This is a genomic window from Bradyrhizobium sp. JR4.1 (assembly GCF_040548605.1).
Taxonomy (GTDB): domain Bacteria; phylum Pseudomonadota; class Alphaproteobacteria; order Rhizobiales; family Xanthobacteraceae; genus Bradyrhizobium; species Bradyrhizobium canariense.
In genome coordinates, this window is record NZ_JBEPRY010000046.1 from 1 (window position 1) to 15,116 (window position 15,116).

Sequence of the window (15,116 nt, forward strand, 5' to 3'; positions counted from 1 at the left end):
GACGCGCAGGCGCTGGCCATGTCGAAGGCGAGGCACCTCATCCAGCTCGGCACAAAGGTGACCGCAGGCCTCGGCGCCGGCTCGCAGCCGGAATTGGGACGCGCCGCAGCCGAAGAGGCGATCGATACGATCCGCGATCAATTGACTGGCGCACACATGGTGTTCGTGACGGCCGGCATGGGTGGCGGCACCGGCACCGGCGCTGCCCCCATCGTCGCTAGGATCGCGCGCGAGCTCGGCATTCTCACGATCGGCGTGGTCACCAAGCCGTTCTACTTCGAGGGCCAGCGCCGCATGCGCTTTGCCGAAGCCGGCATCGAGGAGTTGCTGAAGACGGTCGACACCCTGCTGATCATCCCGAACCAGAATCTGTTCCGGGTGGCCAGCGAGAAGACCACGTTCGCCGATGCCTTTGCCCTTGCCGACCAGGTGCTTTATTCCGGCGTAGCCTGCATCAGCGACCTCATCGTCAAGGAAGGCCTGATTAATCTCGATTTTGCCGACGTCCTCTCCGTCATGAAGGAGAAGGGCAAGGCCATGATGGGACGGGGCGAGGCCTCCGGCGAGAAGCGCGTGCTTGCCGCTGCTGTGGCCGCGATTTCCAATCCATTGATCGAGAATCCCTCGATCAAGCGCGCCAGTGGCCTCATCATCTCTATCACCGGCGGCAAGGATCTCATGCTGTACGAAGTCGACGAAGCTGCGACCCGCATTCGCGACGAGGCCGACCCGGACGCCAACATTATCGTCGGCGCGTCGTTTGACGATAGCCTCGACGGTATCGTCCGCGTCTCGGTGGTGGCGACCGGAATCGATAATCTCGACCCGGCGTCTCAGGCGCAACCGGTGGAAACCGCCATCGCCCAGCTCGCGGGCAGGCTGCGCAACGACGGCCGCCGCATCGCCGATCGCATCGAGCGCAGTGCACCCCTTCCGCAAATGGAATGCCCGCCGCCCCGCTCCGAAGCGCGACAGCCCGTGGGGCAACCGGCAAGGGCGGCTCCGGAATATGCGCGCCACGCGGCCGACCGGCCGCTCGATCCTTACGGCCGCACCGCTGCGCGCAATGCGCCCGATGAGGCTATTCTCGATATCCCGGCCTTCCTGCGCCGCGCCGCCAACTGAACGGTCGCAGGAGGGGAGTTACGGTCGTCATCCCGGGGAGCGACGAGGTTGGCGAGCCCGGGATCCATCGAGGCGGGGTGACTATTGAGCAATGGATTCCGGCTCTCGCGCCAAGAGGGCGCCCCGGAATGACGGAGCCGCTTCCGGCGAAGTTTTGAACAGGCGTTCAAGATTGGGTCTGACGCATACTAGATGACAGCGGCGCGGATCACGCAGTCCCGAGCAATCGCGCTTCGGGAAGGTCGATTTTGGCGCGGCCATACCGGACGCCGAAACGCCCCCGAAGGGGTGTATTTCTTTCTGCTCCTGTGGTTTTAAACAGGAAAGCGGGTCACGATTGCCGCGATTATCATCATCGCCAACAGCGCTGCCCCAAACCAAAGCCACTGCGTACGCCAGTCGTCCGGCTCTAATTCGTTCATTTCCCCTTCGCCTTCAGCCCCAGTTCTGCGATGCAATGGCAGATCCCGCCAGCGCAATACAATTGAGAGCAGCGACGCAAACCGGCATACGCCGGCCGACGGTCTTGATCTGGTACATGGGCAGCCCTCCGCTCCCGATTCAACCGAAACGGGCGAGCAAAGGCAATAGCCTCAAAGGACTCGCCCATCCCAGCTCCGCAGCGCAATTCTGCGCTTAGTGCATTGCCTCAGCGCGGGCGCGAACGATTTCCGAAAGGAGTAGCTTGGCCGTCATTTCCGGCGGTGACCCGCCAACGTGGGTTGCCTTGCTTCCAAATGCAGATTGCACGTACACGATCGAGTTTTGGACGAAATATGTCCCGTGGTGTGCGACACCGTAGAGTATGACTGTGATGGTTCGAACTACAGCAGGCCTTCCCGTGTGAAGCCTCGCTCATAAGAGCAGTCCTTATTACTCACATTAAGTGCATGATTCGGGTGGGCGTAGAAACCAAACCAGTGCTGCCCGTATCCATCCTTGAGCTGTAACCCGCGACCTGTCGCGACGACGGCGCATGCGACACGTGTTGTCCGGGCTTTGGCTGGGGGGCGTCGTTATGTCCAACGTCGCAAGGCCCAAAGCGCCGCGCGGCTGTCTCACTGGCAGGTTTCTAGCCCCCGGCTGCCGGGCCGACACTGGCAATGGCCCTAGAAAGCCAATTTGGTGAGCAGCCACCATGGAAAACGTCAGAGGACTGCCAGCGGACTCCACCCGTGCGATTTTGTCCGGACTCGGTATCCAACAGCGGGAGCGCAAGGGCTCTCCGCGATTCTCGCCAGACTCAGGAGAGAGGCCCGTGACGAGATCGGCCGGCTGATCCAATTCCTGGGCGCTAGCGATCCGTACGTCGTGACTGAGCTGGGGGGCAGATGCCTCCCGTGTGACGTGGGCGCCAGAGGAGGCACGAGCTCCGTAACAGCCCTTTCGAACGGCCACCCTGAAGTTGCTGTAGAAATGGGGCACATCGAAGTAGCCCGCTCTCAGCATGGTCCTGCTCCAGATCGCGCCGACCACCCGCGGCCCATCGCTCTTGGCTGTGGTGGTGGTCGAGGCTTGAGAGGGACGGCGCGTCGTGTCCGATCAAAGACCCAAACAGCAGGCACCATGTCGCCGATGGCTTCTTCAACACAGCGCTGTGACAAGAGACAGTATCGCCGTCCGGGTGGTTGAGCGGTGGCCGGATGAGATCGGCAAAAGGATCGCTGTGCCACCACGACCGCGCACTCATGGTTCGTTTTTTTAGGACTTTAGTATGATCAAACTAAATCTCGGCAACCTACCGCCTGACATGATCGAGCCGCCGCAGGATGCGCGCCACGCTCATGGGGTGTTTTACGGTCGGCCGTCATTTGGCGAGTTGTTGGGGACGCGGTCGCGACTAGCCTTTCTTTTGTCGGATTTCGGGCACTAGTTTTCGTTTTTAAAAAATGGAGAAGTTAAGTGGCTATAGGAACGGTAAAGTGGTTCAACCCGACAAAGGGGTATGGGTTTATCCAACCTGACAACGGCGGCAAGGACGTGTTTGTTCACATCTCGGCTGTTGAAAAGGCGGGTTTCACTTCTCTCGCCGAGGGCGCCAAAGTCAGCTTCGACGTCGTGAACAATCGCGGAAAAGACTCGGCTGAAAATCTACGGATCGGGTGAGCCTTTCAACGGCGACCCAACTCGGTTGCGCATGGGCGCCGCTTCGTTATCACCGCTCTGTCCGCATGTAAGGGCTGCGCTCTGAGACCAATCGGAGGCCCCCGTTCAGGGAAGCCTCGATCCGGAGTGGGGTCTCTGCGGGGCGCTCAGCCACCACAGCCCATTCAATGACGCCGACTGCGAAAAGGGCTGCGGCTAAAGTCCAAGGATACCGCATCATTGCGTCCTTGTTAGTCTGCCATCAAAGTCCCGATCAGGTTGAGCAGCGCTTGGTGCTCCGGACCTTTACGCTGCCCCGCAGGAATTTGCGGATTTCAATGTACGACGTCCGTCCTCCACAGCCGGCATTCGGCTGATGCTTCGCGACTGGCGCGCTCGAACGCGGTTGTCGCGCTAAATACCAGATGTCGCCATTGCTGCTTTCATACAGGACCAGATCGATCATAGCGAGCTAATAACGCCCCGCACTATTCGGTTCCTGTTGGGCATCGTGCCGACTTCCGCCCGCCAGACGATCCTGCGATAGTACCTGCGCCCGAACCGCTTGAGGGTCCGCCAGCACTCAACCCGGCCCCATGTGCTCCAATTGGAACCTCTTCCGCAATTGGCGTGTTCATCGCGACAAACAACCCACAGGAGTTGGCGATGAACAGAATGCTTATGTCGCTCGGGACAGCAACCTTGATGGCGATCTCAGTTGCCGGCGCATCTGCGAAAGACAAGCAAAGTGAAACGTCCCTTAAGAAGGCGATCGAGGGCAATTTCGCCGAAGTGAGCATGGGAGAGCTGGCGCAGCAGAACGGTCAAAGCGATGCCATCAAGTCGTTCGGCAGAATGCTTTCCACAGACCACGCTGCGGCCAATCAGAAGGCGTTGAATGCTGCCGAGGGCTTGGGAATGAACCCACCTGGCGGACCCAATGCGAAGCAAAAAGCCGAGTATGACAAGATGTCAAAAATGTCCGGAGCAGGCTTCGACAGAATGTTCGCTACCCACATGGTCGCAGACCACCAGAAGGATATCGCCGAGTACAAGAAGGCATCAAAAAGCAAGGATGCTGCCGGGGAATATGCTTCCGGCCAGATAGATACGTTGCAAAAGCATCTGGACACCGCGAAATCCTTGAAGGCTGGTAATTGATCCGACGCGGAAGGCTCAAGTAGCTCTTCTAGAATTTGGCAAAAAGAACCGAGGCGCCAATTGGCCGGGCGGCTTAGCTTTGCAGCCGCCCAGCGGCGGGTCCCAGCATCCAACGTGGCTCGAGCCTCATCGGGTACCGAGTAGGTAAGACCGTGCACTTCGTTCGTCACGAAAGCATCACCATCATCGATGCGATATATGCACGCCGCTCTGCCTCGGTGTTGCCGGCTCGGTTGATCGCTGTGCAACCTTCATAGCCATTAGGACTAGAGGGTGTTCGGCTTCATTTCGCAGATTTTTATGGTGTAGAAGCAGATGGCGGCGGCGTCGTCGGCCCCTCGATTGAAGTCGAACTCGCCGATGGCGGCCCCGCGTTCCTCGTCTTTGATCGCTCCTCGGTTGCCAACTTGGCGTGGTGGCCGGCGGTGAAGGTGAGAAACCGAGAATATAGGGGGTGGTCCAGAAGCCGGGCGGTTGGCCATGAGTGTGCTGGAATGCTTGCTATCAGGGGACGAATGGCCAAACCGCTGCTGCGGTAGCGACTTTGCGCGTGAGTGGAAGAGACCGAACATCGAGTACTTTCGTGTCGTTAGTTTGCGGCACTGCCGTCTTGGGTTCGCGCAGCGGGCTACGACCTCGGCGGCGCGCTGCAACTGGGAGCCAGAACGAGGACTCCCTCCCGTTCATAGGTGCTGCCGCCCCGTACTGATGCCGTAGAGGGTGGCTGAAAGGAAGTCGCGCGAGAATTGTCGCGTTCTTCATATCGGCTCCTGCTGTGATCCCTCGGACAGCAGCGCAGCACCTCCACTATTTCGTGCGCATAACGCGTCCGCGCTATCGATAAACGCCAGGCGGTGGAGCAAGGAACGCGGGCAATCGCCCGCGGCGAGCTTTGCACCACGCGAAGCCTACCAGTTCGACTGGAGCCACGAGGTCGTCCTGTTGAGCGGCACCACGGTGATGGTGAAGGCTGCTCACGTCCGGCTCTGCCACAGCCGCATGCTGTTCGTGCGGACCTATCCGCGGGAGATGCGGGAGATGGTGTTCGATGCCCATGATCGAGCATTCGCGCTGTTCAAGGATATCTGCAGCCGCGGCATCTACGACATGAAGACCGCGGTGGAGACGATCTTTGTCGGCAAGGACCATCGCTACAATCGCCGCTTCCCGCATGTGCAGCCACTATCTTGTTGATCCGGTTGCCTGCACGCCGGCGTCGGGTTGGGAGAAGGGCTAGGTCGAGAACCAGGTCGGGCTGGTCCGGGAACCCTTCTTCACACCACGCCTGCGGTTCAAAAGCCTGGACGAGTTAAACGCTTGGCTGCTCGGCAAGTGCATCGCCTACGCCAAGGCGCATCACCATCCGGAACTGGCCGATCAGACGATCTGGGGGGTGTTCGAGGCAGAGCGTCTCAAACTCGTTCCTGCCGGTCGGTTCGACGGCTTCCATGCGGTGATGGCGTCGGTCTCGAAGACCTGCCTGATCACAAGGTCCGGCCGATGCAGCGCCAGGCTCTCGCGCGTGACCTCGGTATGGATGCCGAGCTCGACCGCGACATCGTGGCCTCGATCCCTGAGCTCGACATGCAGCCGCTGCGTCAGGCTGTTGAAGGAATGCGACAGGAGCAGGATGTGCATGATTTGCCTCAACAGATTCTCGGCAATTGCTCGCCCGACAGCCAGTCGACGATCCGCCCGCCGCCGAAGCTCGTGGCCATCTGCACGAAATGATGATCGTCGGCTACGGCCTCGCCGATGTCGGCGGCGTCGCGGCCAAGCGGATGCGCCCGCATCGCGGCCAGCACTGCAGCAGTATTTTCGGGCGCCAAGATCGCGACCAGCTTGCCCTCGTTGGCGACATGGAGCGGATCGAGCCCGAGCAGCTCGCACGCTGCCGCGACGCCCGGTTTGACCGGGATCGCCTCCTCGCGAAGATGGAAGCCGAGGTCGGACTGCAGGGCGATCTCGTTCAGCGTGGCGGCAAGCCCGCCGCGGGTGGGATCGCGCATCAGGCGGATGCCGCGGCCGCCCGCTTCGACCATCTTCGCGACGAGATCGTTCAGCGCCGCCGAATCCGAGACGATCTCGGTCTCGAAGGCGAGATTCTGCCGCTTCGACATTATCGCCACGCCGTGATCGCCGAGCGTGCCCGAGATCAGGACGCGATCGCCGACGCGGGCATTCTCCGCCGAGAGATCGAGCCCGTGGGGCACGACCCCGACGCCGGCGGTCGAGATGAACAGGCCGTCGGCCTTGCCGCGCTCGACCACCTTGGTGTCGCCGGTGACGATGTGAACGCCGGCCGTGCGCGCAGCCTCGCCCATCGATTCCGCGATCATCTTGAGGTCGGCAAAGCGGAAGCCTTCCTCGATGATAAAGCTTGCAGAGAGGTAGAGCGGGCGTGCACCGGCCATGGCGATATCGTTGACGGTGCCGTGCACTGCAAGCGAGCCAATGTTGCCGCCGGGGAAGAACAGCGGTGAGACCACATAGCCGTCGGTCGTCATCACCATGCGCCCGGCACCAACGTCGAATGCCGACTGGTCGTTGCCGCGCGCCAGCCATTCATTGCCGAAGGCCTCGTGGAACAGACCCGAGATCAACTGCGCCATGGCCCGGCCGCCCGAGCCGTGGGACAGGTCGACGCAGCCGTTCCTGATGTCGAGCTTGCGCTGGTAGGCCTTCATGACACGCGCCTTTGCTGGTGGTCGCGGAAGCGGCCATAGGTCCAGTGTGCGGCGCAGCCGCCTTCGGAGGAGACCATGCAGGAGCCCATGGGCGTCTCCGGCGTGCAGACGGTGCCGAACAGCTTGCAGTCGACCGGCTTCTTCACGCCGCGCAGGATGGCGCCGCATTCGCAGGCGGGATTGTCGTCGACGCGCAGCTCGTGCATGTCGCAGCGCAACTCGGCGTCGTATATGGCGTAAGCGCGCTTCAGCTTCAGCCCGCTATAGGGAACCTGTCCGAGCCCCCGCCATTCGAACTGATCGCGCAGCTCGAATATGTCGGAGACCTCCTCCTTGGCGCGCAGATTGCCGTCGCGGTTCACCGCGCGGCTGTACTGGTTCTCGACCTCGTGCCTATCCTCGTTGACCTGCCGCACCAGCATCAGGATCGCCTGCATCATGTCGAGCGGCTCGAAGCCCGCGATCACCACGGGCTTGCCGAACTCCTCGGCAAGGAACTCGTAAGGGGCCGTGCCGATGATCGTCGAGACATGGGCCGGCCCGACGAAACCGTCGATCTCGATCCGGCCGATGTTGCGGATGTCGGGACTTTCCAGGATGTTCTGCATCGCCGGCGGCGTCAGCACGTGGTTGCAGAACACGGTGACGTTTTCGAGCTGCTTCTTCTGCGCCAGCCGGATCATGACTGCAGTCGGCGGCGTCGTGGTCTCGAAGCCGATGGCGAAGAACACGACCTCGCGTCCGGGATTGTCCTGAGCGATCCGGATCGCGTCGATGGTGGAATAGACCATGCGGATGTCGGCGCCGCGCGCCTTCGCCTTCAACAGCGATGCGCCCTGCGAGCCGGGAACGCGCATCAGGTCGCCATAGACGCACAGGATGACGTCCGGCCGCTCGGCGAGCCGGATCGCCATGTCGATGCGTCCGGCCGGCAGCACGCACACCGGACAGCCGGGGCCGTGGATCATCCGCACGTTCTTCGGCAGCATGTCCTCGAGGCCGTAACGCGAGATCGCGTGGGTATGGCCGCCGCAGAATTCCATGAAGCGATAGAGCTTTTGCGGATCGGCTTCCGCGCGGATCGCTTTCGCAAGCCCGAGCGCGATCTCCTTGTCGCGAAACTCGTCGGAATATTTCATGACGCGGCTCCCTGCCCCTCGGCGCTAAGCTCGCGCTGCAGCTCGAGCGTCCGCATTGCCTCCTCCGGATCGATCTTCGTCAGGGCATAGCCGACATGGATGATCACATAGTCGCCGACGGCGAGATTCTCGATCAAGGCGACCGATATCTCCTTGCGGACGCCGTCGATCGAGACGATCGCCATCTCGTCGGGCAGGAGCTTCGTGACCTCAGCAGGTATCGCGAGACACATCAGGCGGTCCTTCCAGGCCGTACTGTTCGAGTTGGAGCGCGGCGATCCAGGCCTGGCCGAGGCTGAGACCGCCGTCATTGGGCGGCACTTGCCGCGGCAGCAGCGGCAAGAGACCGACGGCGATACAGCCGCGCTCGATCTCGCAACTGAGGATCGCGTTGAGAAAGCAGCCGCCGCTCAGGGCGACGGTCGTGACGCCGGTCTCGCGCGCCGCACGAGCGATCCAGTCGACGCAGGCAGCGGCGAACGTGCCATGGAACAGCCCGGCCCCCTCGACCGGATCGATGCCCTCGGCCGCAAGGCGCCCAAGCAACGGAAACAGGGACAGCACCCCATCCTTGATCGTCCAGCCGTCTTTCATGGAGCGCGGCACGCGAACCCGCGCCTCCAGTTTCATCGCGGCTTCGCCCTCATAGCTCTGCACCTGGCAAAGACCGAGCAGCCCCGCCGCCGCGTCGAACAGCCGGCCGGCGCTGGTCGTCACCGGTACGCCCGGCTGGTCGAGCAAGGCATGGAGACGCGTAGCCTGCGGCTGCGCCGCAAACCGGGTCGCGATCGCGTTGCCGCGGGCCAGGCCGTGCAATGCGCTTGCAGCCATGCGCCACGGCTCGCGCGCGGCGCGATCGCCGCCCGCCATCTTCATCGGCGCCAGATGGCCGAGCCGCCGGAACTGCGCGCGCTCGCACAGCAGGAGCTCGCCCCCCCAATTGCCGCCGTCGCTGCCCTGGCCGAAACCGTCGAGCACCAGCGCCAACGCAGATCCCGCGCGGCCATGCTCCGCCATCACGGAGGCGGCATGGGCATGATGGTGCTGGACTGCGATCAGCCGCCGCCCGCTCGCTTCGGCGAGGCGGGTCGAAGCTATGTTCGGGTGCAGATCATGGGCGATAACCGCCGGCTCGACGTCCAGCGTCGACAGCAGGTGGCCGATGGTTTCCTCGAAGACACGGACGCCTTCGGCGGTGTCGAGGTCGCCCACGTGCTGGGAAACGAAGGCCTCGCTACCGCGCGTGACCGTCACGGTCGACTTCAACGCGCCGCCGACCGCAAGGATCGGCGGCACCGGTCGCGTCAGCCGAACCGGCTCCGGCACGTAGCCGCGGGCACGGCGGATGAACTGCGTCCGGCCGGCGACGACGGCCGCCACGGAATCGTCGGCGTGGGTGACGATGTCGCGATCATGGCTGACGATGAGGTCGGCGATGCCGGCAAGCCGCAGCTCGGCCTCGCGATTGTCGATCAGAAGCGGCTCGCCGCCGGGATTGGCGCTGGTGGCGACGATCGCCCAGCTCTCGCCGGCGAGCGGATGCGCCGCATCCAGCGCCTCGAAGATCAAATGAAGGAGCGGAGTGACCGGTAACGCGATGCCGATCCGCGCCAGCTCCGGCGCGATCGCCGGCGAGAGCCGATGGCGCGATGTCAACAGCACGATCGGCCGCGGCGACGTCTCGAGCAAGGCGAGCTCGGCAGCATCGGCGTCGGCGATGCCGGCGACCGCGTCCACCGAGCCGACCATGACGGCAAACGGCTTCTGGTCGCGCCGCTTGCGCTGGCGCAGGCGCTGCACGGCCGCCTCGTCCCGGGCATCACAGACGAGCTGATAACCGCCGAGCCCCTTGACTGCGACGATCTTGCCTGCGGCGATCGCGGCAGCGATGTCCTCGATACCGTGGCTGAGCCGCGGGCCGCATTGCGGGCAGGCGATCGCTTCGGCATGGAAGCGGCGGCTGCCAGGATCGGCATAGTCGCCCGCACAGGCCTTGCACATCGCAAAGCGCTTCATGGCCGTGGTCGCGCGGTCGTAAGGAAGCCGCTCGGCAATGGTATAGCGCGGACCGCAATGGGTGCAGTTGACGAAGGGGTAGCGATAGAACCGGCTGGCTGGATCGAACAGCTCGCTCAGGCATTTTGGACAGGTCGCGGCATCGGCGACGATACGTGTCGACACCTTGCCCTGGTCGCTCGCGCGGATATAAAACCCCTCGCTCGCCACCGCCCCGACCGGCTGCACCGAGATCTCGTCGATCCGGGCGAGCGGCGGCTTTTCCAGCGGCAGTGCCCTGACGAAGTCTGACGCGCGCTCGCCCTCGACCTCGATGACGACGCCATGGGGATCGTTGGCGACGAAGCCGCCGAGGCGATAGCGCGTGGCGAGGCCGTAGACATAGGGGCGAAAGCCGACGCCCTGTACCGCGCCGCGCACGTGCAGGCGCAGCCGCCGTCCATCCCCCGCCGTGGCCTCGCCGCCCATCGTCACTCCGCCGCCGTCATCGCGGCAGGCGTCGGCGCCGGCATCCGCTTGCGGATCCAGGCAAAGAACGCCGCAAAGCCTTCGCCGGTGCGCGCCGACACCGTCAGGACCTCGATCTTCGGGTTGACCCGGCGCGCATAATCGATGGTCTTCGCCATATCGAAATCGAGCACGGGCGCGAGATCGATCTTGTTGACCAGCATCAGCGACGACGCTGCGAACATGTCGGGGTATTTCAGCGGCTTGTCCTCGCCCTCGGTGGTCGAGAACACCACGATCTTGCAGGCCTCGCCGAGATCGAACGCCGCCGGGCAAACCAGGTTGCCGACATTCTCGATGAAGAGCAGGCCGCCGTTCAGCCAGGGCAGCCGGTCATAGGCCTCGCCGACCATGGCGGCGTCGAGGTGACAGCCCTTGCCGGTATTGACCTGGATAGCCGGCACGCCGGCCGCGCGAATGCGCTCGGCATCATTGGAGGTCTGCTGGTCGCCTTCGATCACGCCGATCGCAAAGCTTGCCTTCAGCTCGGACACGGCGCGGACCAGCAGCGAGGTCTTGCCGGCGCCGGGGCTGGAGACCAGGTTGAAAGCGAGCACGCCGTCGGCCGCGAAGCGGGCGCGGTTGTCGGCCGCAAGCCGGTCGTTCTTGCCGAGGATGTCGCGCTCGACCTGGATGATGCGGTCGCTGCTCATACCGGCGATCTTCTGGCCAGCGGGATTGGCGCCGGAGTCGAGCAGCCCGGCCTCATCGGGGGCGTGGTCGTGGGCACCACCGTGGTGATGGTGGTGACCGTGATCGTGGCCATCACCGCGGTGATGATGATGGTGCCCGCCGTGCTCATGGCCATCGCCGTGATCATGATGATGACCATGCGCATCTTCGATCGATGCCTTGCCGTCGCTGCAGCCGCAGACCGTACACATCAATCGACCTCCAATTCCCTTACGCGCATCTCTTCGCCGCCCGTCATCTGCACTTGGTAGCCGCCGCAGGACGGGCACGGCTCGTAACGCTGCCCGATCTCAACGGTTTTGGAACAGGCCATGCACCAAGCCGTGCCCGGCGTCTCGACGATCTCGAGCCGCGCGCCTTGCGCGATGGTCCGCGCGGCCACGGCCTCGAAGCAGAATTTCAGCGCCTCCGGCGCGACATGGCTCAGCGCACCGATCTCCAGACAGACGACGTTCACCTTGGTAAAAGCGCGCTTGCACGCTTCCTCCTCGACAATACCGACGATGCCTTCGCACAGCGCCATCTCATGCATGGCCGGCCTCGCGAAATCGCAGGCTGAAGCCGACGCAGGGATCGAAGGAGCCGACCAGCGCGCGAACCGCTTCCTGTCCCTGCCGGCCGGTCGCGAGCGTAGCGCCCTTGAGGCTCCTGACCAGCGGTCCGCGGGCGTGAAAATTCCACTCGGTCGGTGCCAGGAACTCGAAGTTGACGACGCGATCCTCGTCGTCCAGTGCGACGGCGTGATGGAGGCGCCCGCGTGCGCATTCGACCGCGGCTGCTCCCTTGCCCGCGCCGAGCCGGTAGCTCGCGACGACGCCTTCATCGAGATCCGCATCGCCACGATCGAGCCAGGCGCTGAGCCGCGCGACCTCGGCGATCCGCGCCTTCAGACGCGCGGCGGAGCCCGCTTCCGCCGCCGAGACCGCTTCACGGCGTGCCCTGCGCGCCCAGACGCCGGTTTCCGGAATGCGGCCGCAGAGGTCCGGCGCATCGGAATAGGCCGCACCGTCCGCCAGCAGACGCGTGACGATGTCTAAATCGTCCGCCACCGTCAGGAAGGATGGATCGCCCTTCGGCTCTGACACCAGCTTGCCGTGGCATCCCGCGACGGAGGCGGCGAGCGGGCTGCTCGGCGCGGGCGTCTCGTCTTCTTCGCCGGCGATCCCGATCGCGCCTAGCGCGGCCTTGATCTGCACCACCGCGTCGCGACGCAAGGCCGGCGGGACGCCCTCGTCCGCGCCCCCAAGCAGCGCGCTTGCCTGCATTACGGCGCGCACCGCCGGAGCGTTTGTGCCGCCGAGCGCGAGCCGTCCGACGAACAGGCCGCGCAGCAGTTCGGTCAGCCGCTCGACGACGACTGCGGTGACGCGGCGCCGCACCGTTGCGGGAGCCGCCTCCCGCCCTTGCGCGGCTTCCACCGCCGACTGGAACGCCACGTGATGGGCGATCGAGCACAGCGAGAACAAACGCGGCAGCACCGGAAGCAGCGAAGCCGCGGGCTTTCCCGCAAACAGCCGCGTCAGCGGCGGCCGGTTGCGCGGCTTGATCGCGACGTCGGCGATCGTGGCGCCGGACAACAGCACCGTAATATCGATCTCGTTGCGGAACGAGAGACTCATCCAAGCCGCTCCGTCAAGGCACCCCGCAGGAAGTTACGCCGATCGATCGGGCTTGTCGCGGGCTCGCGGCGGCGAACCGTCTCCTCGCTGTCCGCCGGCAGCATCAATTCGGCAAGCGCGGCTTCGGCCGTCGCTCGCGCGGCATCCATGTCGGCGACTTGGAACATCGGCGAGAACAGCGAGCAGCTCGCGATCCGGCCGATCCGGGCGACCTCGCTGAGGGTGAATTCGATATCGCCCGCGGGAAAGCGCATTCGCACGGTCGCGCCCGAGGTGGCTGGCGTCACCGCGCCCGCCGGCATCGCCACGTTCAAGAACCACGGCGTGACCATGATGCCGACGATCGTGCCGTTGAAGGGGCGGAAACCGACCGCCTCAACGCCGAGCGCATCGTTGTAGATGGGTAGATCGCGCATCGCGCGCTCGCCGATCTCCCGGTAGCTTGCGGCCAGAAGCTCGCCCCACGCCGCGGCGTCGGCGTCGCCGGCAGGACCTGACGCACTCGCTGGCGCGCTGCCTGTCATGTTTCGATCGCCATGAACTTGGATTTTGGCGCGTCGCAATTCGGGCAGTGCCACTCCTCCGGCAGCGCCGCGAACGGCGTGCCCGGCGCGATCTGCGCTACCTCATCGCCATCCGCCGGATCGTAGACGATCCAGCAGATGCCGCATTCCAGCCGCGTGACGTCGGCGACGTCCTGGCGCACGCCAAAATTCTCGAAGGCGCTCATTTGAAGTAGGCCTCGATGATTTCCCGCAGCCGCTCGGCGGAATCCTCGAAATCCTCGTCCGCTGCCAGCGCAACCGTCGGCACGCCGCCGACTTCGAGCGTATCGAGAATGATTGTGTCGATGGCGTTGAAGAACTGCACCGACCAGACATTGCGGATGCCGGTGGAGAGCACCCGGCAGGTGCCATAGCCGCGCGACACCAGCTGAATTGGTCCGTTCCGGATCGTGTCCTGCAGGAAGCTCATGTCGACCGGGCTCATCGGCAGCAGCGTGAAGTTGATGATCTGCGAGCGAATGCCGGGCCGCCAAGCCTGTGCCCGCTGGCGGATTTCGGCGAGCACCGGCAACACGTTCATGGCGCCCGGCGGCACCTGCCCGATTTCCAAATCGGCGGATGTCAGGTCGGCAGCCGCACGCTTGACGATCTCGGGAACCGCGCCGATCTCGAGATATTCGGAAGTGGCGTCGGTCTCGAGCCGCACACGCCAAATTCCCGCCAGCACCGATTCCTGGATCTGCGCCAGCGATCCGTCCGGCAGCGCGACGACGCCGGCGACCTCGCCTCGGCCGAGCACGTCGGCCACCAGCTTGCTCTCGAGATCGTTGAAATTAGCCAGCCGAAACAGTGTTGTCGGCGCGTTCGCCTTTTTATCCGCGATGGCATCCGCGATCCTCGAGAGCAGCGCGACCGCGTTCGGGCAGCTCTTTGCAAGCTCCGCACTGTCGAGCGTTGCAAGCTTTGCGAGCGCGCCGGCCGCCGTCAGGCTGCCCTTCGCTGCATTGAGACTCTCTTCGCCGATCGGAAACACGTTGACTGGTTGCTCGGCGCCTTCGGGCGCATCCCAGAAGCTGGCCTTCATAGCCCGACCTCTTGTGCGCGATGCTGGGGAACGATGGTGACGGCGACTGCGGCGCCTTGCCCGCGGGGCCGGTCGATCAGCTTGGTAATGCGGTCGGCATAGACCGACCAGTCCTGGATCTTGGCGATCAACCCCAGCGTCTTGCCGTTGGCGACGAAGATCAGCGTCGGCTGCACCCGCACCTCGAAGCGCTCGCCGAGCGCATGCTCAGCGTCGCGTGCGATGATCGCACCGCGCAGCAGATTGCCGAACGCTGCGATAAGCTCGGGCAGCACCACGGCGACATCGATTGCCTCCGGAAACCGGTTGGGATCGCCCGCCGACAGCAGCACCGCGACCGCAGCGGCCTCGTCCGCTCCGCCAAGAAAAAGATCGACCGTCGCAGCATCGACCTCGGGCAGACCACTCCGCGCCAGATCATGCTTTCCCACCTGGAATTCCATCGAACCTCTCCTGACAAGCTTGTGGTTTTGCCGAACTAGAGGTCAGCAAGC

15 protein-coding genes and 1 pseudogene are annotated in these 15,116 nt (G+C 64.1%); 4 read left to right on the plus strand and 12 right to left on the minus strand.

The window, feature by feature from the left end; genetic code table 11:
- The 4 genes and pseudogenes from ftsZ to istA all read left to right on the plus strand — a co-directional run.
- Window positions 1-1,125 (plus strand): cell division protein FtsZ (gene ftsZ / locus ABIB90_RS39820; RefSeq protein ID WP_354202804.1); only part of this gene is annotated, 1,125 nt, incomplete at its 5' end.
- A gap of 1,902 nt (window positions 1,126-3,027) precedes the next feature.
- Window positions 3,028-3,231, plus strand: coding sequence for a cold-shock protein (locus ABIB90_RS39825; RefSeq protein WP_027515986.1), 204 nt, complete (start codon window positions 3,028-3,030; stop codon window positions 3,229-3,231).
- 645 nt (window positions 3,232-3,876) lie between these two features.
- Window positions 3,877-4,371, plus strand: coding sequence for a DUF4142 domain-containing protein (locus ABIB90_RS39830; protein ID WP_354202805.1), 495 nt, complete (start codon window positions 3,877-3,879; stop codon window positions 4,369-4,371).
- An 846-nt stretch (window positions 4,372-5,217) separates the two neighbouring features.
- A pseudogene (gene istA, locus ABIB90_RS39835) lies at window positions 5,218-5,857 on the plus strand (IS21 family transposase); the annotation flags it as partial.
- Here the strand turns inward: istA and ABIB90_RS39840 are convergent.
- The 12 genes from ABIB90_RS39840 to ABIB90_RS39895 are packed head-to-tail and all read right to left on the minus strand — an operon-like array spanning window position 5,749 to window position 15,065.
- Window positions 5,749-6,009, minus strand: a complete 261-nt coding sequence (locus tag ABIB90_RS39840; RefSeq protein ID WP_354202822.1) for a formyl transferase — start codon at window positions 6,007-6,009, stop codon at window positions 5,749-5,751. The pseudogene istA and the gene ABIB90_RS39840 sit on opposite strands and share 109 nt — an antisense overlap.
- 8 nt (window positions 6,010-6,017) lie before the next feature.
- Complete coding sequence (hypE, locus tag ABIB90_RS39845; protein WP_027515988.1) at window positions 6,018-7,058, minus strand: hydrogenase expression/formation protein HypE; 1,041 nt, start codon at window positions 7,056-7,058, stop codon at window positions 6,018-6,020.
- Window positions 7,055-8,197 carry a hydrogenase formation protein HypD gene (gene hypD, locus ABIB90_RS39850; RefSeq protein WP_354202806.1) on the minus strand — a complete coding sequence of 381 codons (1,143 nt, stop codon included), beginning with the start codon at window positions 8,195-8,197 and terminating at the stop codon, window positions 7,055-7,057. The genes hypE and hypD overlap by 4 nt, the downstream gene beginning before the upstream one ends.
- On the minus strand, window positions 8,194-8,430 hold the full coding sequence (locus ABIB90_RS39855; RefSeq protein WP_027515990.1) for a HypC/HybG/HupF family hydrogenase formation chaperone: 237 nt from the start codon (window positions 8,428-8,430) through the stop codon (window positions 8,194-8,196). Before ABIB90_RS39855 ends, hypD begins: the two co-directional genes overlap by 4 nt.
- Window positions 8,408-10,681 carry a carbamoyltransferase HypF gene (hypF, locus tag ABIB90_RS39860; RefSeq protein WP_354202807.1) on the minus strand — a complete coding sequence of 758 codons (2,274 nt, stop codon included), beginning with the start codon at window positions 10,679-10,681 and terminating at the stop codon, window positions 8,408-8,410. The genes ABIB90_RS39855 and hypF overlap by 23 nt, the downstream gene beginning before the upstream one ends.
- A gap of 2 nt (window positions 10,682-10,683) precedes the next feature.
- A complete protein-coding gene (gene hypB, locus ABIB90_RS39865) occupies window positions 10,684-11,604 on the minus strand; it encodes a hydrogenase nickel incorporation protein HypB (RefSeq protein ID WP_354202808.1) in 921 nt (306 codons plus the stop codon).
- Window positions 11,604-11,945: a hydrogenase maturation nickel metallochaperone HypA gene (gene hypA / locus ABIB90_RS39870; protein ID WP_027515993.1), complete on the minus strand. Its 342-nt coding sequence runs from the start codon at window positions 11,943-11,945 to the stop codon at window positions 11,604-11,606. Before hypA ends, hypB begins: the two co-directional genes overlap by 1 nt.
- Window positions 11,938-13,032, minus strand: a complete 1,095-nt coding sequence (locus ABIB90_RS39875) for a nickel-dependent hydrogenase large subunit (protein ID WP_354202809.1) — start codon at window positions 13,030-13,032, stop codon at window positions 11,938-11,940. The genes hypA and ABIB90_RS39875 overlap by 8 nt, the downstream gene beginning before the upstream one ends.
- Window positions 13,029-13,556: a [NiFe]-hydrogenase assembly chaperone HybE gene (gene hybE / locus ABIB90_RS39880; protein ID WP_279668836.1), complete on the minus strand. Its 528-nt coding sequence runs from the start codon at window positions 13,554-13,556 to the stop codon at window positions 13,029-13,031. The genes ABIB90_RS39875 and hybE overlap by 4 nt, the downstream gene beginning before the upstream one ends.
- Window positions 13,553-13,762, minus strand: coding sequence for a rubredoxin (locus ABIB90_RS39885; RefSeq protein WP_027515996.1), 210 nt, complete (start codon window positions 13,760-13,762; stop codon window positions 13,553-13,555). The genes hybE and ABIB90_RS39885 overlap by 4 nt, the downstream gene beginning before the upstream one ends.
- The gene (locus ABIB90_RS39890; RefSeq protein WP_354101644.1) at window positions 13,759-14,622 is read right to left on the minus strand and encodes a hydrogenase expression/formation protein; all 864 of its coding nucleotides are present in this window, start codon (window positions 14,620-14,622) and stop codon (window positions 13,759-13,761) included. The genes ABIB90_RS39885 and ABIB90_RS39890 overlap by 4 nt, the downstream gene beginning before the upstream one ends.
- On the minus strand, window positions 14,619-15,065 hold the full coding sequence (locus tag ABIB90_RS39895; protein ID WP_354202810.1) for a thioredoxin domain-containing protein: 447 nt from the start codon (window positions 15,063-15,065) through the stop codon (window positions 14,619-14,621). Before ABIB90_RS39895 ends, ABIB90_RS39890 begins: the two co-directional genes overlap by 4 nt.
- Window positions 15,066-15,116 lie beyond the last annotated feature (51 nt).

Bases quoted from the DNA above. Each gene is read 5' to 3' on its own strand.
- hypD (WP_354202806.1), bottom strand. From the start codon at position 8,197: ATGAAATATTCCGACGAGTTTCGCGACAAGGAGATCGCGCTCGGGCTT.
- ABIB90_RS39855 (WP_027515990.1), bottom strand. From the start codon at position 8,430: ATGTGTCTCGCGATACCTGCTGAGGTCACGAAGCTCCTGCCCGACGAG.
- hypF (WP_354202807.1), bottom strand. From the start codon at position 10,681: ATGGGCGGCGAGGCCACGGCGGGGGATGGACGGCGGCTGCGCCTGCAC.
- ABIB90_RS39830 (WP_354202805.1), top strand. From the start codon at position 3,877: ATGAACAGAATGCTTATGTCGCTCGGGACAGCAACCTTGATGGCGATC.
- hybE (WP_279668836.1), bottom strand. From the start codon at position 13,556: ATGACAGGCAGCGCGCCAGCGAGTGCGTCAGGTCCTGCCGGCGACGCC.
- ABIB90_RS39885 (WP_027515996.1), bottom strand. From the start codon at position 13,762: ATGAGCGCCTTCGAGAATTTTGGCGTGCGCCAGGACGTCGCCGACGTC.
- hypE (WP_027515988.1), bottom strand. From the start codon at position 7,058: ATGAAGGCCTACCAGCGCAAGCTCGACATCAGGAACGGCTGCGTCGAC.
- ABIB90_RS39875 (WP_354202809.1), bottom strand. From the start codon at position 13,032: ATGAGTCTCTCGTTCCGCAACGAGATCGATATTACGGTGCTGTTGTCC.
- hypA (WP_027515993.1), bottom strand. From the start codon at position 11,945: ATGCATGAGATGGCGCTGTGCGAAGGCATCGTCGGTATTGTCGAGGAG.
- ABIB90_RS39890 (WP_354101644.1), bottom strand. From the start codon at position 14,622: ATGAAGGCCAGCTTCTGGGATGCGCCCGAAGGCGCCGAGCAACCAGTC.
- ABIB90_RS39840 (WP_354202822.1), bottom strand. From the start codon at position 6,009: ATGCACATCCTGCTCCTGTCGCATTCCTTCAACAGCCTGACGCAGCGG.
- ABIB90_RS39895 (WP_354202810.1), bottom strand. From the start codon at position 15,065: ATGGAATTCCAGGTGGGAAAGCATGATCTGGCGCGGAGTGGTCTGCCC.
- hypB (WP_354202808.1), bottom strand. From the start codon at position 11,604: ATGTGTACGGTCTGCGGCTGCAGCGACGGCAAGGCATCGATCGAAGAT.